Source organism: Cupriavidus cauae, assembly GCF_008632125.1.
GTDB lineage: Bacteria > Pseudomonadota > Gammaproteobacteria > Burkholderiales > Burkholderiaceae > Cupriavidus > Cupriavidus cauae.
Genome location: NZ_VWRN01000010.1, coordinates 31,841 through 54,884, shown reverse-complemented (window position 1 = coordinate 54,884; position 23,044 = coordinate 31,841). Strand labels below are relative to the sequence as shown.

The following is a 23,044-nucleotide window of genomic DNA, read 5'->3' as shown; positions in this document are numbered from 1 at the left end:
GGACGGCGGCCATGGCCATCGGGAGCGGCGGGCTTGTTCATGCCCGCATTATAGGCGCCGTGTGGGGACCGCCTGGTGGGGCCGCCTGTGGGGCCGCCTGTGTGGCCGCTCATGCGCCGCTCCGGTGGCGCACCGCAGCGGGCAAGACCGGCCGCCGGACCGGTGCGCGATGGCGCGAGATGGCGCGCACGACAAGCCATCTGGACACGGCCATCGCATATAATCGCTCGTTCTGCGTAACGGTGATCATCTTGTCCGAGTCTTCCGCCTCTGCCTTGCTCGCTCCGGTCGCTGCCGACATGCGCGCCGTCGATGCAGTCATCCGGCAGCGCCTGTCTTCCGAAGTGCCCCTGATCGAACAGATCGGCGAATACATCATCGGCGCGGGCGGCAAGCGCCTGCGCCCCGTGATCCTGCTGCTGTCCGCGCGCGCGCTCGGCTATGACGGACATCGCCATCATGAACTGGCCGCGGTGGTGGAATTCATCCACACCGCCACGCTGCTGCACGACGACGTGGTCGACGAATCCGAGCTGCGGCGCGGCCGCCAGACCGCCAACGCGGTGTTCGGCAACGCCGCCAGCGTGCTGGTCGGCGACTTCCTCTATTCGCGCGCCTTCCAGATGATGGTCGATGCCGGCAGCATGCGCATCATGCAGATCCTGTCGGATGCGACCAACGTGATCGCCGAGGGCGAGGTGCTGCAGCTGCTCAACATGCACGACCCGGACGTCACCGTGGAGCGCTACCTCCAGGTGATCCGCTACAAGACCGCCAAGCTGTTCGAGGCCTCGGCCCAGCTCGGCGCGGTGCTGGCGGGCGCCGACGCGGAGATGGAGGAAGCGGCCGCCGAATACGGGCGCCGCATCGGCACCGCCTTCCAGCTGATCGACGACATGCTGGACTACACCGCCAGCGCGGAGCAGATGGGCAAGAACGCCGGCGACGATCTTCGCGAGGGCAAGCCGACGCTGCCGCTGCTGCATCTGATGGAGCATGGCACCGCGGAGCAGCGCGCGCTTGCGCGCGAGGCGATCGTCCAGGGCGGCACCGAACATTTCGACGCGGTGTTCTCCGCCATCCATCAATGCGGGGCCCTGGATGCGACCTTCGAGGCCGCAAAACGCGAGGCCGATGCGGCCGAACGTGCGGCAATGCAATTTCCCCCTTCACAACTGAAAGAAACACTGATAAAGTTATGTGCTTTCTCGCTGCAACGTCAGTTCTGACGCGGCGGGGAACAAAAAACGGGGTGTAGCTTAGCCTGGTAGAGCGCTACGTTCGGGACGTAGAGGCCGGAGGTTCGAATCCTCTCACCCCGACCAGTTTTTCAGAAGGGCCGTGCAGCGATGCACGGCCCTTTTGCTTTGGTGCGTTGGACGTGTCGTCGCATCGCTGCCGGCGCCGCGGCATTTCGGCACGCCCTTCGTTTTGGCAGGCTGCTGCACGCCACGATTACGCAGGTACCAGGGCAAGGACCGGGCAGGTACGCCACATCGCGCCGGCCATTCCATTTTGAGACTGCGCGCATTCCCGTCCCCGGCCGGCGCGTCGCACACTGGGCCACTCCTCCACTGCGCCCTGCCTCGCCATGATCGCCACCGCCGATGCGCCGATCGAATACGACCCCGCCATGCCCTCGGCCGATGATGCGCCGGTCGTGCGCTTCGTCCAGACGCTGCTGACCGAGGCCTGCCGGCGCGGCGCCTCGGACCTGCACTTCGAACCGTACGAAGGCTTCTACCGCGTACGCTTTCGCATCGATGGACTGCTGCACGAGGTCGCGCGCCCGCCGCTGGACATTCGCGACCGCATCGCGACACGAATCAAGGTGCTGGCGCGGCTCGACATCGCCGAGAAGCGTGTGCCCCAGGATGGCCGCATGCGCTTCGTGGTGCCGCGGCGCGACGGCGATGCGGGGCCGCAGGGCGCGGCGACGCGGGCCGTCGACCTGCGCGTATCCACGCTGCCGACGCTGTTCGGCGAGAAGATCGTGCTGCGCATGCTGGACGCCTCGAACGTGCGGCTCGACATGGACGGCCTCGGCTTCGAGCCGGCGCAGCTCGCCGTGCTGCTGGAGCGTCTGCGCCGTCCGCACGGCATGGTGCTGGTCACCGGCCCGACTGGCAGCGGCAAGACCGTCTCGCTGTACGCCTTTCTCAATCTGCTGAACCAGGACGAGCGCAATATCTCGACGGCCGAGGACCCAGCAGAGATCCAGCTGGCCGGCATCAACCAGGTCAATATCCACGACAAGGTCGGCCTGAACTTTCCGGCCGTGCTGCGCGCGTTGCTGCGTCAGGACCCGGACGTGATCATGGTCGGCGAGATCCGCGACGCCGAGACCGCCGATATCGCGGTCAAGGCCGCGCAGACCGGCCATCTGGTCCTGTCGACGCTGCATACCAACGATGCGCCGGGCACGCTGACACGGCTGGCGCAGCTTGGCGTCGCGCCCTTCCATCTGGCCGCCAGCGTGCTGGTCATCACCGCGCAGCGGCTGGCCCGCATGCTGTGCCCCTGCAAACGGCCCGGCCCGGTGCCGCTGGCCACGCTGCGCGAGGCGGGCTTCGCGGACGCCCTGCTCGATGGCAACTGGCAGCCCTGCCAGCCGGTCGGCTGCGCCGCCTGCCGCGGCAGCGGCTACCGCGGGCGCTGCGGCATCCACCAGGTAATGCCGGTCTCCGACGCGATGCAGGGCATCATCCTGTCGCGCGGCAGTACGCGCGCGCTGGCGCAGCAGGCGCGCCGCGAGGGCGTGCTATCGTTGCGCGAGGCCGGGCTGCTCAAGGTCAGGGCGGGCACGACCTCGCTGGCCGAGGTGCTGGCGACCACCAATCCATAACGAAGATCGACCGAACGATCATGCCATCCGGGTCCAACATGGCGGCCCCCGCTCCGCGCGCCGCAGTCCGCCGCCCCGCCGTGGCGCGCACGATCGCGCCACCACGAATCCGTGCCGAGGACATTGCCCGCTTCACGCGCCAGCTGTCGACGCTGCTGGGTGCCGGCGTGCCGCTGCTGCCGGCGCTCGACATCATCGCGCGCGGCCACGGCGATCCGGCCTGGCGCGCCCTGCTGGCGCAGTTGCGCGGCGACATCGAAAGCGGCAGCAGCCTCGCCCAGGCCATGCGCCGGCATCCCCGCACGTTCGATGCGCTGTACTGCAGCCTGGTCGACGCCGGCGAGCAAGGCGGCGCGCTGGGCGGGATGCTCGACAGGCTGTGTGCCTGCCAGGAACAAGCAATCGCGCTGCGCCGTCAGGTACGCGCCGCGCTGCGCTATCCGCTGGTGGTGCTCGCGGTGGCCGCCGCCGTGACGACGATCCTGATGCTGTTCGTGATTCCGGCCTTCAAGCAGGTCTTCGTCGGCTTCGGCGCCGGCGCGCAACTGCCGACGCCGACGCAATTCGTCATCGCGCTGTCCGACGGCTTCGTCGTGCATTGGCAGTGGCTGCTGGCGCTGCCGCCGCTGGCCTGGCTGGGCCTGCGGCATGCGCTGGACCGCTCGCCGCCGCTGCGCCATGCGCGCGATCGGGCGCTGCTGCTGTTGCCGCTGGCCGGTCCGCTGCTGCGCAAGGCGGCGGTGGCGCGCTGGACGCGCACGCTCGCGACGCTGTCCGCCGCGGGCACGCCCGTCGTGGAGGCGATGGCGCTGGTCGCGGGGGCGTCCGGCAATCGCGTGTATCGCGACGCCACCCGGCAGATCGAACGCGCCGTGCGCTGTGGCGCCAGCCTGGCCACGGCGATGCGCGCCAGCGCCGTGTTCGACCCGATGGCGCTGCAGATGACGCGCATCGGCGAGGAATCCGGTGCGCTCGACACGATGCTGCTGCACGTCGCGCAATGCTGCGAGCGCGAGGTCGACGAGGGCGTCGCCGCGGTGGCCGGGATGGTCGAGCCGCTGATCGTCGTGGTGCTGGGCGTGCTGATCGGCGGGCTGGTGATCGCGATGTATCTACCGATCTTCAAGCTGGCGCAGGTGGTCTGAGATGCAAGGCTTCCTGTCGAACTGGAACGCGGCCATGCCGGCCGGCACCTGGACCATCGCCGCGCTGGCCGCGCTGCCGCCGTGGTTCCTGCTGGGCGCGGCGGCGCTGCTGGGGCTGGTGGTCGGCAGCTTCCTGAACGTGGTCGTGCATCGGCTGCCGCGCATGATGGAGCGCGACGAGGCCAATTATCTGGCCGCGCTGCGCCACGAGCCCGCGCCCTACCCGGAACGCTACGACCTCGTGGTGCCGCGCTCGTCGTGCCCGCACTGCGGCCATGCGATCGCCCCGTGGGAGAACATCCCGGTGCTCGGCTATCTGCTGCTGCGCGGCCGCTGCTCGGCCTGCCGGAAGCCGATCGGCCTGCGCTATCCCGCCGTCGAGCTGGCCAGCGCGGCGCTGTGCGCGCTGGCCGCCTGGCATTTCGGGCCGACCTGGCAGGCCCTGGCCGCGATGGTGCTGATCTGGTCGCTGCTGTCGCTGGCGCTGATCGATGCCGACACGCAACTGCTGCCTGACCAGATCACGCAGCCGCTGTTGTGGCTTGGCCTGCTGCTGAACCTGATGGGCGTGTTCGCGCCGATCGCCGATGCGGTGATCGGCGCGGCCGCCGGCTACCTGCTGCTGTGGACTACCTACTGGCTGTTCAAGCTGCTGCGCGGCAAGGAAGGCATGGGCTATGGCGACTTCAAGCTGATGGCAGCGCTGGGCGCCTGGTTCGGCTGGCAGGCGCTGCCCGCGCTGGTGCTGGTATCGTCGGTGGTCGGGCTGGTGTACGGTCTTGCCAAGATCGCGCTGCGCCGCCACGATCGCGATACGCCGTTTCCGTTCGGCCCGTTCATTGCCGGCGCCGGACTGCTGGTGCTGTTCGCCGGCGCCGACTGGGTGCTGCCGGCATTGGCGCCGGGCGCCGCCATCGAAGCGGGTGCGATGGTGAATCACTGACCCGTGCCGACAACGCCCCTGTCGAACGCCGCAACAACGCACCACCAGCGCACCGATAGCGCCCCGACAATGCCCCAACAACGCCCCATTCACCCTGGAGACATATGCTGGAAATCGGATTGACCGGGGGCATCGGCTCCGGCAAGAGCCGCGTCGCCGATCTGTTTGCCGAGCGCGGCGCCGCGCTGATCGATACCGATCTGATCGCGCACGAGATCACCGCGCCCGGCGGCGCGGCGATTCCCGCGCTGGTCGAGGCTTTCGGCCCCACGTGTCTGCGCGCCGACGGCGCGATGGACCGCGACGCGATGCGCGCGCTCGTGTTCTCCGATCCAACGGCGAAGGCCCGGCTCGAAGCGATCACGCATCCGCTGATCCGCGAGGTCACCGAGCAGCGCGCGGCCCGGATCCGCGCCGGCGGCGCCCATCCCTATCTGATCCACGTGGTACCGCTGCTGGTCGAATCGGGCCGCTGGCGCGAGCGCGTCGATCGCGTGCTGGTGGTCGACTGCAGCGAAGCGACGCAGATCACCCGCGTGATGGCGCGCAACGGCTTCTCGCGCGAGCAGGTCGAGGCCATCATGGCCAGGCAGGCCACGCGCGCGCAGCGGCTGGCGGTCGCCGACGATGTGATCGACAACGATGGACCGGTCGAGGCGCTGCCGCCGCAGGTCGAGACGCTCGATCGCCGCTATCGCGCGATGCAGCCCGCGTCGCGCACGCCGCCACGCGCTGAGCATCCCTGACACGCTCGCTTCGCCAAACGCTTCGCATCAGGCGCCGCCGAGGGCACCATCGGCGGCGTTTCATTGTCCTTGCGCGCTGTCTCGCATAGAATGCGTTGGAATATGCTGCCAAGTGCATGCATACGGCCGCATGCGAGCTTCGCATGCATTCTGTACCGATCGCCTCGCGCGCCCGCCTGAGCCGATTCGTCTGTCGAATCCAGCACCGGGCCGGCAAGCTGGCCGACGCCGCGCTGCACGGACTTCCCCTTGATTCTGTACGAATATCCTTTCAACGAACGCATCAGGACACTCCTGCGTCTGGAGGACCTGTTCGATCGGCTGGATTACTTTCTCGGACAGGAACATGCGCTGCAGCATCATGTCGCGCTGACCACGCTGTTCGAGATCATCGACGTCGCTGGCCGCGCCGACCTGAAAACCGATCTGATCAAGGAACTCGATCGCCAGCGGCAGGCGCTCAGCGCGCTGCGCTCGAGTCCGCAGATCGACCAGCAGACGCTGGACGCGGTGATCGGCGAACTCGAGCAGGCCATCGCGCAGCTGAACCAGACCGTCGGCAAGGCGGGCCAGCTGCTGACCGACAACGAGTGGCTGACCAGCATCCGCAGCCGCGCGATCATTCCCGGCGGCACCTGCGAGTTCGATTTGCCCTCGTACTATGCCTGGCAGCACCGGCCGGCCGAGGAACGGCGCGCCGACATCCTGAAGTGGGTACGGCCGCTGATTCCGCTGCGCGTGGGCACCGACGCCGTGCTGCGGCTGCTGCGCGAGTCGGGACAGAGCGGCAAGGTCATCGCCACCGGCGGCAGCTATCAGCAGATGCTGTCCGGCCGCAGCTACCAGCTGATGCAGGTGCTGCTCGACGATTCGCTGCTGGCCTTCATCCCCGAGATGAGCGCCAACAAGTACATGCTGTGGGTGCGCTTCACCCAGCAGGACGGCGACATGCGACCGCGCTCGGTCGACGCCGACATCCCCTTCCTGCTCAAACTCTGCAATTTCTGATTTGCCATGCCATCCGTAGTCAAATGCCCGACCTGTGGCAAGGACGTGGTCTGGGCGCCGGAAAACAAGTTCCGCCCCTTCTGCTCCGAACGTTGCAAGCAGATCGACCTGGGCGCCTGGGCCGCCGAGAAATACGTGATCGAGGGCAAGCCGGCCAATCCGGCAGAGGACCAGCAGGACCGGGACGACGACTGAGCGACGACTGAGCGACGGCTGAATATCGACTGAATGACGGCTGAGCGATGGATGGGTGACGGCGAAAAAAAACTGAGCGCCCACGCTCAGCCAGGCGCTCGGTTCTCAGCCCGCCACTCAGCCCTCAGTCCGCCTCGCAGCCCTCAGGCCGCCTCCTCCCCCAACCACTCGACCACCGGAATCGTCGCCGGCAGCAAGGGGCCGACGGTGACGGGCACCTGCTCCCACGAGAACGCCTGGCCTTCGCGCCCGACCGGCTCGCCGGCCCAGCCGGTGACCTTGCAGAAGTGCAGCCGCACATAGGCGTGCGGGTAATCGTGCTCGAGCACGTGCCAGCGCGTCGAGGCCGTGATGTCCAGCCCCAATTCCTCGTGCAGCTCGCGCGCCAGCGCCGCTTCGACCGACTCGCCCGCTTCGAGCTTGCCGCCCGGAAATTCCCAGTAGCCCTCGTAAGGCTTGCCGGCCGGCCTTTGCGCCAGCAGGAAGCGGCCATCCGGGCGTACCAGCACGCCGACCGCGACCTCGGTGACCTTGCGCGCGCCGCTCATGCCGGCTCGCCCTGATGGGTACCGTAAGGCCTGCCGTGCTTGCCGCCCCAGTCGCGCGCGAACTGCCACGCGACGCGGCCCGAGCGCGAGCCGCGCTCCAGGGCCCAGACCAGCGCATCGCCGCGCGCCGCGGCGATATCGTCGTCGCTGCAGCCGAACTGTCGCAGCCAGTGCGCGACGATGTTCAGGTATTCGTCCTGCTTCGGCGGATAGAACGACAGCCACAGCCCAAAGCGCTCGGACAGCGAGATCTTTTCCTCGACCACCTCGCCCGGATGGATCTCGCCATCGTCGGTGTGCCGGTAGCCCTCGTTGTCCTTCATGTATTCGGGCAGCAGATGGCGGCGGTTCGAGGTGGCGTAGACCAGCACGTTGTCCGACTGCGCGGCCACCGAGCCGTCGAGCGCCGACTTCAGCGACTTGTAGCCCGATTCGCCGTCCTCGAACGACAGGTCGTCGCAGAAGATCACGAAGCGTTCCGGCCGCTGCGTCAGCTGCTCGACGATATCGCCCAGGTCGCCGAGATCGGCCTTGTCGACTTCCACCAGGCGCAGCCCCTCATCCACGAAGGCGTTCAGGCAGGCCTTGATCAGCGACGACTTGCCGGTGCCGCGCGCGCCGGTCAGCAGCACGTTGTTGGCCGGCAGCTTGTGCACGAACTGGCGCGTATTGGCGACGATGGCGTCCTTCTGGCGCTCGATGTTCTTCAGGTCGTCCAGATGGATCGGCGGCAGCTGCCGGATCGCCTGCAGATAGCCGATATTGCCGAACAGGCTCTGCCGCTTGCGCCAGCGGAAGGCGACGGCCTGCTGCCAGTCCGCCTCGGTCAGCTGCGGTGGCAGCCACTGTTCGAGCCGGGCGAGAAATTGGTCGAGACGGGAGGCAAGATCGGACATGGCGGCAATCCGGAGAGGCGGGGGATGGGAGAAGCGGAACGGCCGGGATGGCGGGGCGATGCGTGATAGCGATAGCGATGGCGATGGCGATCTCGCCAAAGGACTCCGCCGCCATCGTTCGAACGATGCCTCGCCAGGCGGCAAGGCATCGCCTTACAACGATCAGGAACGATAGTCCGCGTTGATCGATACGTAGTCGTGCGACAGGTCGCAGGTCCAGACCGTGGCCGTGGCATTGCCGCGGCCGAGCGCGATGCGCACCGTGATCTCGGCCTGCTTCATCACGCGCTGGCCGTCTTCCTCGCGGTAGTCGGGGTGGCGGCCGCCGTCCCTGGCGACCCAGACATCGTCGAGCCACAGGTTGACGCCTCCGACATCGAGGTCGTCGACGCCGGCGTAGCCGACCGCGGCCAGGATCCGGCCCAGATTGGGATCCGAGGCGTAGAACGCGGTCTTGACCAGCGGCGAGTGGGCGACCGCATAGGCGATCTGCCGGCACTCGGCGACATCGCGTCCGCCCTCGACCTGGATCGTCATCAGCTTGGTGGCGCCTTCGCCGTCGCGCACGATCATCTGCGCGAGTTCCTGCGCCAGCGACGTCACCGCATCGCGCAGCGCCGTGAACTCCGCACCGTCGGCGCGTTCGATCGCGGGCGCGCCGGCGCGGCCGGTGGCGATCAGCACGAAGGAATCGTTGGTCGAGGTATCGCCGTCGATCGTGATGCTGTTGAACGAATGATCGGCCGCGTGCGACACCAGCGCCTGCAGCACCGGCTGGGCCACCGTCGCATCGGTGGCGATGAAGCCCAGCATCGTCGCCATATTCGGACGGATCATGCCGGCGCCCTTGCTGATGCCGGTCAGCGTGACGGTCTTGCCGCCGATCTGGACCGTGCGCGACGCGGCCTTCGGCTGCGTGTCGGTGGTCATGATCGATTCGGCCGCCGCCAGCCAGTTGTCCTCGCGCGCGTTGGCGATCGCCTTGGGCACGCCGGCCAGCAGCCGGTCCATCGGCAACGGTTCGAGAATCACGCCGGTCGAGAACGGCAGCACCTGGTCGGCGCCGATGCCCAGCGCGCCGGCGACCGCGTCGCAGGTCGCGCGTGCGTTGGCCAGGCCCGGTTCGCCGGTGCCGGCATTGGCGTTGCCGGTGTTGATCACCAGCGCGCGGATGCCGCGGCCGGCCGCCAGATGCTCGCGGCAGACCTGCACCGGCGCGGCGCAGAAGCGGTTGCGCGTGAAGACGCCCGCCACGGTGCTGCCTTCGGCCAGGCGCACCACCAGCACGTCCTTGCGATTGGCCTTGCGGATGCCCGCTTCAGCCCAGCCAAGCTCGACGCCGGCGACCGGTTTCAGATTCTCTGCCTGCGGCAGCGGCAAGTTGACGGCCATGTTCGATTCCTTGCTTCGATGCGATACCCAGTGTCCGCCGGCGGGCTCAGCTCAGCCGGCCGTGGCACTGCTTGAACTTCTTGCCCGAGCCGCACGGGCAGGGGTCGTTGCGGCCGACGCGGGGCATGGTGGCCACTTCGCTGTCGTCGCGGGCGCCGCGTGCCGCCGCCGCGATCGCGCGCTCGCCGGTGTCGGGGCCGGCGCCGCCGAACTCGTCATGCTGGTATCGCACATTGCCCACGTGCGACAGGTCGTCCTCGATCTGCTCCGAGGCCTGCTCGAGCTCTTCCGGCGACTGGATCTGGACGTTGAAGACGATGCGCGTGACCTCGCTCTTGATCACGTCCAGCAGGCGCGCGAACAGCTCAAACGACTCGCGCTTGTACTCCTGCTTGGGATCCTTCTGCGCATAGCCGCGCAGATGGATGCCCTGGCGCAGATGGTCCAGCGCGGCGAGGTGCTCGCGCCAGTGCGTGTCGATGCTCTGGAGCATCACCGACCGCTCGAAGCCGGCGAAGGCCTCGCGGCCGACCTGCGCGACCTTGGCCTCGTAGCGCTCGGCGGCGGCCGACACGATCATCTGCAGCAGTTCCTCGTCCTCGATGCTCTGCGCGTTCTCGATGGTCTGCGCCAGCGGCAGCTCCAGGCCGAAGTCGTCGCGCAGGCGCTTCTCCAGGCCGGCGATGTCCCACTGCTCTTCCATCGATTCGGCCGGCACGTACTCGCGGAACAGATCGACCAGCACGCCCTCGCGCAGGCTCTTGATCATCTCGCCGACGTCCTGGGCTTCCAGCACCTCGTTGCGCAGCTTGTAGATTTCCTTGCGCTGGTCGTTGGCGACGTCGTCGTACTGCAGCAGCTGCTTGCGGATGTCGAAGTTGCGGCCTTCGACCTTGCGCTGCGCCGATTCGATCGAGCGCGTCACGATGCCGGCCTCGATCGGTTCGCCCTCGGGCATCTTCAGGCGGTCCATGATCGCGCGCACGCGGTCGCCGGCGAAGATGCGCAGCAGCTGGTCGTCCAGCGACAGGTAGAAGCGCGACGAGCCCGGGTCGCCCTGGCGGCCGGCACGGCCGCGCAGCTGGTTGTCGATCCGGCGCGATTCATGGCGCTCGGTGCCGACGATGTGCAGGCCGCCCGCGGCCTTGACCTGCTCGTGCAGCGACTGCCATTCCGACTTCAGCTGCGCGATGCGCGCGGCCTTTTCGTCGGGCGACAGGCTCGCATCGGCCTCGATGAAGCCGGCCTGCTTCTCGACATTGCCGCCCAGCACGATGTCGGTACCGCGGCCCGCCATGTTGGTGGCGATGGTGATCATCTTGGGCCGGCCCGCCTGCGCCACGATCTCGGCCTCGCGCGCGTGCTGCTTGGCGTTGAGCACCTGGTGCGGCAGCTTTTCCTTGTTCAGCAGGTCCGACAGGTATTCCGAGGTCTCGATCGAGGTGGTGCCGACCAGCACCGGCTGCCCGCGCTCGAAGCACTCGCGGATATCGCGCACCACGGCGTCGTAGCGCTCCTTGGTGGTCTTGAAGATCTGGTCCTGGAAGTCCTTGCGCTGGGTCGGCTTGTTGGTCGGGATCACGACCACTTCCAGGCCGTAGATCTCCTGGAATTCATAGGCCTCGGTGTCGGCCGTGCCGGTCATGCCGGCCAGCTTCTCGTACATCCGGAAGTAGTTCTGGAAGGTGATCGTCGCCAGCGTCTGGTTTTCCTGCTGGATGGTGACGCCTTCCTTGGCCTCGACCGCCTGGTGCAGGCCGTCGGACCAGCGGCGGCCGGTCATCAGGCGGCCGGTGAATTCGTCGACGATGACGACCTCGTCGTTCTGCACCACATAGTGCTGGTCGCGATGGAACAGGCTGTGCGCGCGCAGGGCCGCGTACAGGTGGTGCATCAGCGTGATGTTCTGCGGCGCGTACAGCGACTCGCCCTCGCCGATCAGGCCCAGCTGGGCCATGATCTGCTCGGCCTTCTCGTGGCCGGCCTCGGTCAGGTAGACCTGGTGCGCCTTCTCGTCGACGTAGTAATCGCCCGGCTTCTCGACGCCGGTGCCGTCGGCCTTCTCCTCGCCGATCTGGCGCTCGAGCAGCTTCGGAATGCCGTTCATGCGCTGGTACAGGTCGGTATGGTTCTCCGCCTGGCCCGAGATGATCAGCGGGGTGCGCGCCTCGTCGATCAGGATCGAATCGACCTCGTCGACGATCGCATAGTGCAACGGCCGCTGCACACGCTGACCCGGGTCGTAGACCATGTTGTCGCGCAGGTAGTCGAAGCCGAATTCGTTGTTGGTGCCGTAGGTGATGTCGCTGTTGTAGGCCGCCTGCTTCTGGTCGTGCGGCATCTGCGACAGGTTGACGCCCACCGACAGCCCGAGGAAGTTGTACAGCCGGCCCATCCACTCGGCATCGCGCTGGGCCAGGTAGTCGTTGACCGTGACCACGTGCACGCCCTTGCCGGTCAGCGCGTTCAGGTAGACCGCCAGCGTCGCGGTCAGGGTCTTGCCCTCGCCGGTCCGCATCTCGGCGATCTTGTTGTCGTTCAGCACCATGCCGCCGATCAGCTGCACGTCGAAATGGCGCATCTTCATCACGCGCTTGCTGGCCTCGCGGCAGACCGCGAAGGCTTCGGGCAACAGCGATTCGAGCGATTCGCCGCCGGCATGGCGCTGGCGGAACTGTTCGGTCATGCCGCGCAGTTCGTCGTCCGACAGTGCTTCGAACTTCGGCTCCAGCGCGTTGATCCGCTCGACTGTCCGTCGATATTGTTTGATCAGCCGCTCGTTACGGCTGCCGAAGACTTTCTTGAGAAGGCCCGTGATCATCGATTGGTGTCACCTGCGCACGATTGCGGTCCTGCCGTCCGAGCCGAAGGGCCGGACGGGAAGCGCGCGTGGCGAAGAGAGGATTAGCGCAAAACGCCGAGTTTATCACGCGCGGCGGGCGGTTCCGCGGGCGATCCGGCGCCGTCCGCACGCCGTTCACGATGCGCCGCGCGGCGGTCCTGGCCGTGCCGGCACGGTGTCTCGGGCACGGCACCGCGTGGACCCAGTCCCGCGTCGCCTGGGGCCGGCTCGGGACCGCCTCGGGGCTGGCCCTGGACCGGCTTGGAGCTAGAATGCGGCATGCGCCTGTTCACCCACCACGCCCTGCAAACGCCCTCCGCCAAGCCGCTGAACGACTGGCTGGCCAAGGCCGGACCGATGTCCTCGCTGATGCAGGCGGCGCGCGAGCTCGCCGCGCTGGAAGCCGAGGTGATGGCCCTGCTGCCGCCCGGCATGCGCGCCGGCATCGCAATCGGCGGCGTGCGCCAGGACACCCGCAGCCCGGGGCAGCCGAACACGCTGCTGCTGCTGGCGGCCCACGGCGCCGCCGCGGCGCGGGTGCGGCAGATTGTACCCAGCCTGCTGGCGCGGCTGCAGCAGCGCGGGGCGCGGATCGATGCGGTCAAGGTGCGGGTGCAGCCCGACGTCGCGCGCGGCGACTGGGACGTGGAGCCGGCCGAGCGGCCGAAGAAGACCGGCGTACCGGCGGCCGGATTGAACAGCCTCGGCGAACTGGCGCAGACGCTGCCGGACTCGCCGCTGCGGGATGCGGTGCAGACGATGCTGTCGCGGCACCGCCAGGGACGCGGCTAGCGGAACCGCCGGCGGGAAAGCCAGCGGAAGAACAAGGGGAAAAGCCTGGGGAAAAGCGAGCGCGCCGGGCGGCGCGCCTGCGTCAGGCGAAGGCCGGCTGCAGCTGCGGCAGGAAGGCGGCCGGGGCCTCTTCCTGGCGCTCGAAGCTGACGATCTCGTAGGCCTGCTCGTCGGCCAGCAGCGCGCGCAGCAGCTGGTTGTTCAGCCCGTGGCCGGACTTGTTGGCGACGTAGGCGCCGATCAGCGGATGGCCAACCACATAGAGATCGCCGATCGCGTCGAGGATCTTGTGGCGCACGAACTCGTCGCCGTAGCGCAGTTCCTCGTTGTTCAGCATGCGGTGCTCGTCGAGCACGATCGCATTGTCGAGGCTGCCGCCGCGGGCGAGACCCATCTCGCGCAGCGCCTCGACCTCGTGCGCGAAGCCGAAGGTGCGCGCCCGCGCGATCTCGCGGACATAGCTGGTGTCGCCGAAATCGATCTCGAAGGTCTGGCCGGTCTTGTCGACCGCCGGATGGCGGAAGTCGATGGTGAACGACAGCTTGAAGCCGAAGTAGGGTTCGAGCCGCGCCAGCTTGTCGCCCTCGCGCACTTCCACCGCCTTCTTGACGCGGATGAAGCGCTTGGCCGCCGGCTGCTCCTCGATGCCCGCCGACTGCAGCAGGAACACGAAGGACGCGGCGCTGCCGTCCATGATCGGAATTTCCTCGGCGTCGACGTCGACGAACAGGTTGTCGATACCCAGGCCCGCGCAGGCGGACATCAGGTGTTCGATGGTGGAAACGCGCGCGCCGTTCTTCTGCAGCACGGATGCCAGGCGCGTGTCGCCGATGGCCGAGGCCTTCACCGGGATCTCGACCGGCTCGGGCAGGTCGACGCGGGTGAAAACGATGCCGGTATCGGTCGGGGCGGGCCGCAATGTCAGCGTCACTTTACGGCCCGAGTGCAAGCCAATGCCAACGGTCTTGACCAGGGACTTGATAGTGCGCTGTTTGAGCATGACGGCCTCTGCTAATTATTAAAATCTATCGGGCTTGAGATCTGATAAACCGTATCTTACCACCGGCAAACATATTGCGCTGCACCAGTTTTGTTTCGTCGTGTTAACGGTGTGGCATTCGACGGTTAAAGGCCCGGAAAAGATGCGGGGGATGGCGAAAAAATCGCCGCAGAAGACCGGATAAGCGGCATTTGAATCACTTCCAATGCCGCCATCTCGACATCTACAGCCACCAAGGTCACAGAACGCCGTCTTACCCGCGCAACATCGCGAGCACCGCTTCGGCGCTGCTGACCTTGAATTCGCCCGGCGCTTCGACGGCCAGATGCGTGACCACGCCATCGTCCATCACCATCGCATAGCGCAGCGAGCGCACGCCCATGCCGCGCTTGCCCAGGTCCTGCTCCAGGCCCAGCGCGCGCGTCCAGTCGGCGCTGCCGTCGCCGAGCATGCGCACCTTGCCGGCGGTGCCCTGCTCGCGCGCCCATGCGCCCATGACAAAGGCGTCGTTGACCGACACGCACCAGATCTCGTCGACGCCGGCGGCGCGCAACGCGTCGGCCTGCTCGACGAAGCCGGGCACGTGGCGGGCGGAACAGGTCGGCGTGAACGCGCCCGGCAGGCCGAACACGACGATGCGGCGGCCCTTGGCCAGCTCGGCCACCGAGAAGGCGTTGGGACCGAGCGCGCAGCCGCCGGCCTCGGTTTCGAAGTACTCGTACAGCGTCGCGTCGGGCACGCGTGCACCGATTTCGATCATGGCGATTTCCTCAGGCAGCCCCGGCGTTGGCGCAGCGAACGCCTTGGCCAAACCCAGTCTGCATCATAGTTGCCGCCCTCCGGCATCCCAAGTGGGACGGCGGCGCGGGCCGCTGTCGGCGGATGCCGACAGGCGGGCAAGCAGAACTGACAAAAACAGGCGCGGCGAGCTTGCGCTCGCCGCGCGGACGGGAGGCACATCCCGGCCGGGATACGGCGGGAGACCAGTCCGGGGAGGCGGCCGGCGGCGCGCCTGTCCCGGCACGGGATGCGGACGGAGGACAGCGGGCGGCGTCAATCTCCTCGCTCGCGCGAAAGGCCGGCGGCCGTCATCCGCAGCGCGGCACGGGCGGATGGGGAGCGCCCATCGTGCCCCGCTGTCGCGGATGCGCGGCCGGCAACCTGCCGGCGATGCGATCGGCTGGCCGGGGGAGCCGGCTCGCCGTGGGTCGACGTCGCGCCGTGCTCAGTCCGCCTGCTTGCGCAGGAAGGCGGGGATGTCGTACGTGTCGACACCCTTCTCCTGCAGCGCGGCCACGTGCGCCGACGCGGTTTCGCGCGAGCTGCGGAACACCGCCGGCGTATCGAGGCCGCTGTAGTCCGGCGCGCTGTGCAGCGCCGAGCCATGCTGCAGGCCAGCCATCATCTGCACCGGCATGTTGTCGGTACCGGTCTTGAGCAGCGTCATCGGCTGCTGCTTCTTGCTGGCGCGGCCCAGGCCGGTGGCGACCACGGTCACGCGCAGCGCATCGCCCATCGAGTCGTCGTAGACGGTACCGAAGATCACGGTCGCATCTTCCGCGGCATAGCTGCGGATGGTGTTCATGACTTCCTTGGTCTCCGACAGCTTCAGCGAGCGGCTGGCCGTGATGTTGACCAGCACGCCGCGCGCGCCGGACAGGTCCACGCCTTCCAGCAGCGGGCTGGCGACCGCCTGCTCGGCGGCCAGGCGCGCGCGGTCGACGCCCGACACCGTGGCCGTCCCCATCATCGCCTTGCCCTGCTCGCCCATCACGGTCTTGACGTCTTCGAAGTCGACGTTGACCAGGCCGTCCACGTTGATGATCTCGGCAATGCCGGCCACCGCGTTGTGCAGCACGTCGTCCGCGCACTGGAAGCACTTGTCCATCTCGGCGTCGTCGCCCATCACCTCGAACAGCTTCTCGTTGAGCACGACGATCAGCGAGTCGACGTTGTTCTCCAGCTCGGCCGAGCCGTGCTCGGCGACCTTGGCGCGGCGCGCGCCTTCGAAGTCGAACGGCTTGCTGACCACGCCGACGGTCAGGATGCCCATCTCCTTGGCGACCTGCGCCACGATCGGCGCCGCACCGGTACCGGTGCCGCCGCCCATGCCGGCAGTGATGAAGACCATATGCGCGCCGCGCAGCGCGTCGGCGATCTGTTCGCGCGCCGATTCGGCGCAGGTGCGGCCGACCTCCGGCTTGGCGCCGGCGCCCAGGCCAGTATTGCCCAGTTGCAGCACGCGCGCCGCGGTCGAGCGCTTGAGCGCCTGCGCATCGGTGTTCATGCAGATGAATTCGACGCCCTGCACCCCGCGGTTGATCATGTGCTGCACGGCGTTGCCGCCCGCGCCGCCCACGCCGACCACCTTGATGATGGTGCCGTCCTGCATTTCCGATTCGATCATGTCAAAGTCCATCACTGCCTCCGAGAAAAATCAGTCGCCAAACGCTGCGGCCTCCCCGCCGCAACCCTTGGTTCCTGAACAAAGAACCAAAAGAAAGAAAGAAACTGCTCCATCAACGCGCCGCGCCCGCCACGGTGGACAGTCGGCGACGGCGCGTCGCCAATTCATGCCGGCCGATCAGAAATTGCCGACGAACCATTCCTTCATGCGCGTCCAGATCTGCTTGACCGAACCGCTCTGCACCGCGACCTTGCGTCCGCGCATCCGTTGCACGCGGCCTTCCAGCAGCAGGCCCATCACCGTCGAGTAGCGCGGGCTCTTGACCACCTCGTGCAGATTGCCGCGGTACTCCGGAACGCCAACCCGAACCGGTTTGAGGAAGATGTCCTCTCCCAGTTCCACCATGCCGGGCATCATTGCGGTGCCGCCGGTGATCACGATGCCGGACGACAGCAATTCCTCGTAGCCGGACTCGCGCACGACCTGATGCACCAGCGAGTACAGCTCCTCGATGCGCGGCTCGATCACCGCCGCCAGCGCCTGGCGCGACAGCGTGCGCGTGCCGCGATCGCCCACACCCGGCACCTCGATCATTTCCTCCGGATCGGCGATCGCCTGCTTGGCGATGCCGTACTGGATCTTGATGTCCTCGGCATCGGGCGTCGGCGTGCGCAGCGCCATCGCGATGTCGTTGGTGATCTGGTCGCCGGCGATCGGAATCACCGCGGTATGGCGGATCGCGCCTTCGCTGAAGATCGCGATGTCGGTGGTGCCGCCGCCGATGTCGACCAGCACCACGCCGAGCTCCTTCTCGTCCTCGGTCAGCACCGCCAGGCTCGACGCCAGCGGCTGCAGGATCAGGTCGTGTACCTCCAGCCCGCAGCGGCGCACGCATTTGACGATGTTCTGCGCCGCGCTGACCGCGCCCGTCACGATATGGACCTTGACCTCCAGGCGGATGCCGCTCATGCCGATCGGCTCGCGCACGTCCTCCTGGCCGTCGATGATGAATTCCTGGGTCAGGATGTGCAGGATCTGCTGGTCGGTCGGAATGTTGACCGCCTTCGCCGTTTCGATGACCCGCGCCACATCGGTCTGGGTCACCTCCTTGTCCTTGATCGCCACCATGCCGCTCGAGTTGAACGAGCGGATGTGGCTGCCGGCAATGCCGGTGAAGACCTCGGAAATCTTGCAGTCGGCCATCAGCTCGGCTTCCTCGAGCGCCTTCTGGATCGACTGCACGGTGGCCTCGATATTGACCACGACCCCTTTCTTCAACCCCTTGGACTCGGATTGGCCCATCCCGATCACTTCGTAGCTGCCGTCGGGGCGCAATTCCGCAACCACCGCCGCCACCTTCGAGGTGCCGATGTCCAGACCAACCAACAGGTCCTTGTATTCCTTGCTCATCGGGTTTTCTCCGCGTTCTCTTTTCTCAGTCGCGTCGGATTGTTGTTGGAAGCCGGACCACGCTTCGCGCCAGTTGCATTGGCATTGGCACGGTTGGCGCCGTTCGCATTGCTCGTCCCCTGCTCGCGGGCCTTGGCGGCGGCTGCCGCCTGGGCCTCGGTCAGGAAGCGGACATTGGCTGCCCGGATGGCAAACCCGTTCGGATAGCGCAAATCCGCGTACTCGATCTGCTTGCCCCACTGCTCCGTCACCTGCGGCCAGGCGATGACGAAACGCTTGACGCGTTCCTCCATCGCCATCCGGTCAAGGTCGGTCTGTTCCCGTCCGAATTCGACCACCATGCCGTTGGACAGCCTGGCCCGCCAGGCGTAACGCCCGGACAACGTCACCGCGAGCGGCTCGGCCTTCAACGGCCGGAACCACTCGCGCATGATCTCGAGTTTGTCGACGACATCCGCCTCGCTGCCGGGCGGACCATCGAGCGCGAGGAGCCGGGCGTCCTCTTCCGCCTCGGCGGGATTGGCCACGAACAGCTCGCCATAGGTATTGATCAACCGCCCGGTATCGGGCGCGCCCCAGGTGCCCAGCGCCTCGTGTTCCTCGATCCTGACCGTCAGGCCGCTCGGCCATTCGCGCCGCACGCTGGCCTTGCGCACCCAGGGCACGGACTCGAAGGCCTGGCGCGCGGCGTCCAGGTCCAGCGTGAAGAAGTTGCCCGACAGCTTGCCCAGCGCGTTGGCCCGCACCGCGGGCGCATTGACGTGGCGCAGCGTGCCGCCGTACATCGGCGCCAGCTCGACATGGGTGATCGCGAACACCGGCCGCTGCGCCAGCCACATCAGGCCGGCCGCGAGCGCCATCACCACCACCACGGCGTAGAGCGTGGTGGCGATCAGGTTCAGCAGGCGTGCGTTGTGCCACATGTCGGTTCGGGGTGCGCGATGGCTTCGTTGTACGGGGTCAGCCGCGGGTTATTCGGGTTTCCAGTGCTCGTTCGGATGCAGGTCCAGCGTCGCCGCGGCGACCACCTGCAGCACGAAGTCCTCGTAGCTGATGCCGGCCGCCCGCGCCGACATCGGCACCAGCGAATGGCCGGTCATGCCGGGCGAGGTGTTCATCTCCAGCAGGTAGGGCTGGCCGTCGGCGGTCAGCATCACGTCGGCACGCGCCCAGCCGCGGCAGCCCAGCACGCGGAAGGCCTCGACCGCGAGGCTGCGCACGCGCTGCTCCAGCGCATCGCCCAGGTTCGCCGGGCACAGGTACTGGGTAACGTCCGTGAAGTACTTGTTTTGATAGTCGTAGTTGGCGTCGGGCGCGACGATGCGGATCACCGGCAGCGCGACCGCGTCGCGGCCCTCGCCGACGATCGGGCAGGTCAGCTCGGCACCGTCGATGAACGCTTCGGCGATCACGTCGTTGTCCAGCGCCGCGGCCTTCTCGTAGGCGGCGCGCATCTGGCTCGCCTCTGTCACCTTGGTCAGTCCGATCGACGAGCCTTCCCGCGCCGGCTTGACGATCAGCGGCAGGCCGAGATCCGCCGCCACCGCGTCGAACTCGCGCTCGGTGCAGTCGGCCGTCAGCATCGCGAAGCGCGGGGTCGGCAGCCCATGCGTGCTCCACAGCCGCTTGGTGGCGGGCTTGTCCATCGCCAGCGCGGAGGCCAGCACGCCGCTGCCGGTGTACGGAATGCCCAGCTGCTCGAGCAGGCCCTGCATGGTGCCGTCCTCGCCGTAGCGGCCGTGCAGCGCGATGAAGACGCGGTCAAAGCCGGCCGCGGCCAGTTCGGCGACGCTGCGCAGCGCCGGATCGAAGGCATGCGCGTCGACGCCGCGCGACTGCAGCGCGGCCAGCACGCCTTGGCCGGACAGCAGCGAGATTTCGCGTTCGGCCGAACGGCCGCCCATCAGCACGCCGACCTTGCCGAGCGTCTTCGGATCGATTTGGGGATTGGTGACAAAGCTCATGCCTGGCCTCCGGCTTGCGGCACGGCCGCTTGCTGCGGTTGTTGCGACGCTGACGAGGCAGCGGGTTGCGAAGGGGAAGATGCCGCCGATGCCGCGGAGGACGATGCCGCCGACGCCGCGGCCTGGCCCGACACCAGCAGGCCCGGCACCGCGCCGATCGTGCCGGCGCCCATCGTCACCACCACGTCGCCCGGACGCGCCGCGTCCAGGACCGCTTGCGGCATGTCGTCGATCTGCTCGACGAAGACCGGCTCGACCTTGCCGGCGACGCGCAGCGCGCGCGTCAACGCGCGGCCGTCGGCGGCCACGATCGGCGCCTCGCCGGCCGCGTAGACCTCGGCCAGCAGCAGCGCGTCGACGGTGCCGAGCACCTTGACGAAGTCCTCGAAGCAGTCGCGCGTGCGCGTGAAGCGATGCGGCTGGAACGCCAGCACCAGGCGGCGGCCCGGGAACGCGCCGCGGGCGGCGGCCAGCGTCGCGGCCATCTCGACCGGGTGATGGCCGTAGTCGTCGACCAGCGTGAAGGTGCCGCTGCCGTCCGCGCAGGCGACCTCGCCGTAGCGCTGGAAGCGCCGGCCGACGCCGTGGAATTCGCGCAGCGCCTTGACGATGGCGGCGTCGGGCACCTCCAGCTCGGTGGCGATCGCGATCGCCGCCAGCGCGTTCTGCACGTTGTGCAGGCCCGGCAGGTTCAGCACCACGTCGAGCGGCGGCTCGGCATGGTTGTTCAGCTGGCGCAGCACCGTGAAATGCATCTGGCCGTCGACCGCGCGGGCGTTGACCGCGCGCACCTGGGCATCCTCGGCGAAGCCGTAGCGCACCACCGGCTTGGACACGAACGGCAGGATCTCGCGCACGTTCGGGTCGTCGACGCACAGCACCGCGATGCCGTAGAACGGCAGCCGCTGCGTGAATTCGATGAAGGCCTGCTTCAGACGGGCAAAGTCATGCCCGTAGGTGTCCATGTGGTCGGCGTCGATATTGGTGATGACCTCGATCACCGGGAACAGGTTCAGGAACGACGCGTCCGATTCGTCCGCCTCGGCGACGATGAAGTCGCCGGTGCCCAGCCGCGCGTTGGCGCCGGCCGAGTTCAGCCGGCCGCCGATCACGAAGGTCGGATCGAGTCCGCCCTCGGCCAGCACCGACGCCACCAGGCTGGTGGTGGTGGTCTTGCCGTGCGTGCCGGCGATCGCGACGCCCTGCTTCAGGCGCATCAGCTCGGCCAGCATCACCGCGCGCGGCACCACCGGAATGCGCTTGGCGCGCGCGGCCAGCACCTCGGGGTTGTCGCCGCTGACGGCGGTCGACACCACCACCGCGTTGGCGCCGGCGATATGCGCGGCGTCATGGCCGTGCATCACCGTCGCGCCCAGCGCGGTCAGGCGTCGCGTCGCGGCGTTGCTGCCCATGTCGGAACCGGACACCCGGTAGCCGAGATTGAGCAGCACCTCGGCGATGCCGCTCATGCCGGCGCCGCCGATGCCTACGAAGTGGATGTTCTTGACGATATGCTTCATGAATCCGTTGCTTGTCGGTGGACCTCGATCCCTCGGTTCCCCGTGCTCATTCCTGCCAAATCCCTGGCTAATCCCTGGCTAATCCCTGGCCAGCTCGCTGCAGACCTGCGCCACGCGCCGGGTCGCATCCGGCTTGGCGAGTCCGCGCGCACGCTGCGCCATCTCTTTCAGTTGCGGCCGCGACAGCCGGGCCAGCGTCTGCGCCAGCCCTTCCGCGGTCAATGCGTTCTGTTGCACCAGCAGCGCGGCGCCCTGTTCCGACAGGAAGCGCGCGTTGGTGGTCTGGTGGTCGTCCACCGCATGCGGGAACGGCACGAACAGCGCGGCCACGCCGGCGGCCGCCACTTCCGATACCGTCATCGCGCCGGCGCGGCAGATCACCAGATCGGCGTCGGCATACGCCTGCGCCATGTCGTCGATGAAGGGCACCGCTTCGGCCGCGACCCCTGCCGCGGCGTAGTTCGCCCGCAGCGTGTCGATCTGCTTGACGCCGGCCTGGTGCCGCACCAGCGGCCGCTCGCCTTCCGGCAGCAGCGCCAGCGCCTGCGGGACCACCGCATTGAGCGCCGCCGCGCCGAGGCTGCCGCCGACCACCAGCAGCCGCAGCGGACCCTGGCGGGCGTCGTAGCGCGCCGCCGGCTCGATCAGCGCCGCCACTTCCTCGCGCACCGGATTGCCGGTCCACTCGGCGCCGGGCAGCGTCTGCGGAAACGCGCACAGCACGCGGTCGGCGACCTTGGCCAGCACCTTGTTGGCGAGCCCGGCGATCGAGTTCTGCTCGTGCAGCACCAGCGGCCGGCCCAGCAGCGAGGCCATCATGCCGGCCGGGAAGGTGATGTAGCCGCCCATGCCGAGCACCACGCTCGGGCGCACCCGGCGCAGCGCGCCGATGCTCTGCCAGAACGCGCGCAGCAGGTTCAGGGGCAGCAGCAGCTTGGTCAGCAGCCCCTTGCCGCGCAACCCGCCGAACTGGATGAACTCCATCGGGATGTCGTGCTTCGGCACCAGGGTCGCTTCCATGCCGGTGCGGTTGCCGAGCCAGACCACGCGCCAGCCCTGCGCGCGCAGCGCATGCGCGACGGCGAGCCCCGGGAACACATGGCCCCCGGTGCCGCCCGCCATCACGAGCAGGGTGCGTGGCTGCGTGGAACTCATACCTTCCCTCCACGCATCAACACGCTGTTTTGGCTTCGGCCGCTTCGCTTAACTTCCTGCTGGCGCAGGAAGTTAGCCTGCGCCGAAATCGGGCGTTGCTGCGTTCCGGTCATACCTTCCCTCCACGCATCAACACGCTGTTTTGGCTTCGGCCGCTTCGCTTAACTTCCTGCTGGCGCAGGAAGTTAGCCTGCGCCGAAATCGGGCGTTGCTGCGTTCCGGTCATACCTTCCCTC

19 protein-coding genes, 1 tRNA gene and 1 pseudogene are annotated in these 23,044 nt (G+C 67.9%); 9 read left to right on the top strand and 12 right to left on the bottom strand.

Annotation, left to right across the window (positions count from 1 at the left end; all coding sequences use genetic code 11):
• The first annotated feature begins 299 nt into the window (after positions 1 to 299).
• The 8 genes and pseudogenes from ispB (at position 300) to F1599_RS02285 (ending at position 6,882) form a co-directional block, all read left to right on the top strand.
• The gene (ispB, locus tag F1599_RS02320; RefSeq protein ID WP_150082151.1) at positions 300 to 1,229 is read left to right on the top strand and encodes an octaprenyl diphosphate synthase; all 930 of its coding nucleotides are present in this window, start codon (positions 300 to 302) and stop codon (positions 1,227 to 1,229) included.
• A 19-nt stretch (positions 1,230 to 1,248) separates the two neighbouring features.
• Positions 1,249 to 1,325, top strand: a tRNA-Pro gene (locus tag F1599_RS02315).
• A gap of 290 nt (positions 1,326 to 1,615) precedes the next feature.
• Positions 1,616 to 2,845: pseudogene (locus F1599_RS02310) on the top strand (GspE/PulE family protein); the annotation flags it as partial.
• A gap of 20 nt (positions 2,846 to 2,865) precedes the next feature.
• Positions 2,866 to 3,990, top strand: a complete 1,125-nt coding sequence (locus F1599_RS02305; RefSeq protein ID WP_150082116.1) for a type II secretion system F family protein — start codon at positions 2,866 to 2,868, stop codon at positions 3,988 to 3,990.
• Position 3,991: 1 nt separating this feature from the next.
• Entirely contained in the window at positions 3,992 to 4,933 is a 942-nt protein-coding gene (locus F1599_RS02300) for a prepilin peptidase (RefSeq protein WP_317845726.1), read from the top strand.
• A 104-nt stretch (positions 4,934 to 5,037) separates the two neighbouring features.
• The gene (coaE, locus tag F1599_RS02295) at positions 5,038 to 5,679 is read left to right on the top strand and encodes a dephospho-CoA kinase (protein WP_150082115.1); all 642 of its coding nucleotides are present in this window, start codon (positions 5,038 to 5,040) and stop codon (positions 5,677 to 5,679) included.
• 249 nt (positions 5,680 to 5,928) lie between these two features.
• Entirely contained in the window at positions 5,929 to 6,687 is a 759-nt protein-coding gene (zapD, locus tag F1599_RS02290; protein ID WP_149316581.1) for a cell division protein ZapD, read from the top strand.
• A gap of 6 nt (positions 6,688 to 6,693) precedes the next feature.
• Positions 6,694 to 6,882 carry a DNA gyrase inhibitor YacG gene (locus F1599_RS02285; protein ID WP_149316580.1) on the top strand — a complete coding sequence of 63 codons (189 nt, stop codon included), beginning with the start codon at positions 6,694 to 6,696 and terminating at the stop codon, positions 6,880 to 6,882.
• 143 nt (positions 6,883 to 7,025) lie between these two features.
• Here F1599_RS02285 and F1599_RS02280 read toward each other — a convergent pair whose 3' ends face one another.
• The 4 genes from F1599_RS02280 to secA form a co-directional block, all read right to left on the bottom strand.
• Positions 7,026 to 7,430: an NUDIX domain-containing protein gene (locus F1599_RS02280; protein WP_149316579.1), complete on the bottom strand. Its 405-nt coding sequence runs from the start codon at positions 7,428 to 7,430 to the stop codon at positions 7,026 to 7,028.
• On the bottom strand, positions 7,427 to 8,326 hold the full coding sequence (locus tag F1599_RS02275) for an ATP-binding protein (protein WP_149316578.1): 900 nt from the start codon (positions 8,324 to 8,326) through the stop codon (positions 7,427 to 7,429). Before F1599_RS02275 ends, F1599_RS02280 begins: the two co-directional genes overlap by 4 nt.
• 162 nt (positions 8,327 to 8,488) lie before the next feature.
• Positions 8,489 to 9,718, bottom strand: a complete 1,230-nt coding sequence (gene argJ, locus F1599_RS02270; protein ID WP_149316577.1) for a bifunctional glutamate N-acetyltransferase/amino-acid acetyltransferase ArgJ — start codon at positions 9,716 to 9,718, stop codon at positions 8,489 to 8,491.
• Positions 9,719 to 9,764: 46 nt separating this feature from the next.
• Complete coding sequence (gene secA / locus F1599_RS02265) at positions 9,765 to 12,539, bottom strand: preprotein translocase subunit SecA (RefSeq protein WP_150082114.1); 2,775 nt, start codon at positions 12,537 to 12,539, stop codon at positions 9,765 to 9,767.
• A 300-nt stretch (positions 12,540 to 12,839) separates the two neighbouring features.
• On the opposite strand from secA, the gene F1599_RS02260 reads away from it, so the two are divergent.
• The gene (locus tag F1599_RS02260) at positions 12,840 to 13,352 is read left to right on the top strand and encodes a DciA family protein (RefSeq protein ID WP_150082113.1); all 513 of its coding nucleotides are present in this window, start codon (positions 12,840 to 12,842) and stop codon (positions 13,350 to 13,352) included.
• An 82-nt stretch (positions 13,353 to 13,434) separates the two neighbouring features.
• Here the strand turns inward: F1599_RS02260 and lpxC are convergent, their stop codons facing one another.
• The 8 genes from lpxC to murG form a co-directional block, all read right to left on the bottom strand.
• Complete coding sequence (gene lpxC, locus F1599_RS02255) at positions 13,435 to 14,352, bottom strand: UDP-3-O-acyl-N-acetylglucosamine deacetylase (RefSeq protein WP_150082112.1); 918 nt, start codon at positions 14,350 to 14,352, stop codon at positions 13,435 to 13,437.
• A gap of 253 nt (positions 14,353 to 14,605) precedes the next feature.
• Positions 14,606 to 15,112 carry a peroxiredoxin gene (locus F1599_RS02250; protein ID WP_150082111.1) on the bottom strand — a complete coding sequence of 169 codons (507 nt, stop codon included), beginning with the start codon at positions 15,110 to 15,112 and terminating at the stop codon, positions 14,606 to 14,608.
• A 465-nt stretch (positions 15,113 to 15,577) separates the two neighbouring features.
• Complete coding sequence (gene ftsZ / locus F1599_RS02245; RefSeq protein ID WP_149316572.1) at positions 15,578 to 16,771, bottom strand: cell division protein FtsZ; 1,194 nt, start codon at positions 16,769 to 16,771, stop codon at positions 15,578 to 15,580.
• A 165-nt stretch (positions 16,772 to 16,936) separates the two neighbouring features.
• Positions 16,937 to 18,169 (bottom strand): cell division protein FtsA, encoded by a 1,233-nt coding sequence (gene ftsA, locus F1599_RS02240; RefSeq protein WP_149316571.1) that lies wholly within the window; start codon positions 18,167 to 18,169, stop codon positions 16,937 to 16,939.
• Positions 18,166 to 19,092 carry a cell division protein FtsQ/DivIB gene (locus tag F1599_RS02235; protein ID WP_149316570.1) on the bottom strand — a complete coding sequence of 309 codons (927 nt, stop codon included), beginning with the start codon at positions 19,090 to 19,092 and terminating at the stop codon, positions 18,166 to 18,168. Before F1599_RS02235 ends, ftsA begins: the two co-directional genes overlap by 4 nt.
• Positions 19,093 to 19,140: 48 nt before the next feature.
• On the bottom strand, positions 19,141 to 20,133 hold the full coding sequence (locus F1599_RS02230) for a D-alanine--D-alanine ligase (RefSeq protein ID WP_150082109.1): 993 nt from the start codon (positions 20,131 to 20,133) through the stop codon (positions 19,141 to 19,143).
• Positions 20,130 to 21,653: a UDP-N-acetylmuramate--L-alanine ligase gene (murC, locus tag F1599_RS02225; protein WP_223819431.1), complete on the bottom strand. Its 1,524-nt coding sequence runs from the start codon at positions 21,651 to 21,653 to the stop codon at positions 20,130 to 20,132. The genes F1599_RS02230 and murC overlap by 4 nt, the downstream gene beginning before the upstream one ends.
• Positions 21,654 to 21,731: 78 nt before the next feature.
• A complete protein-coding gene (gene murG, locus F1599_RS02220; RefSeq protein ID WP_150082107.1) occupies positions 21,732 to 22,808 on the bottom strand; it encodes an undecaprenyldiphospho-muramoylpentapeptide beta-N-acetylglucosaminyltransferase in 1,077 nt (358 codons plus the stop codon).
• Positions 22,809 to 23,044: the final 236 nt, after the last annotated feature.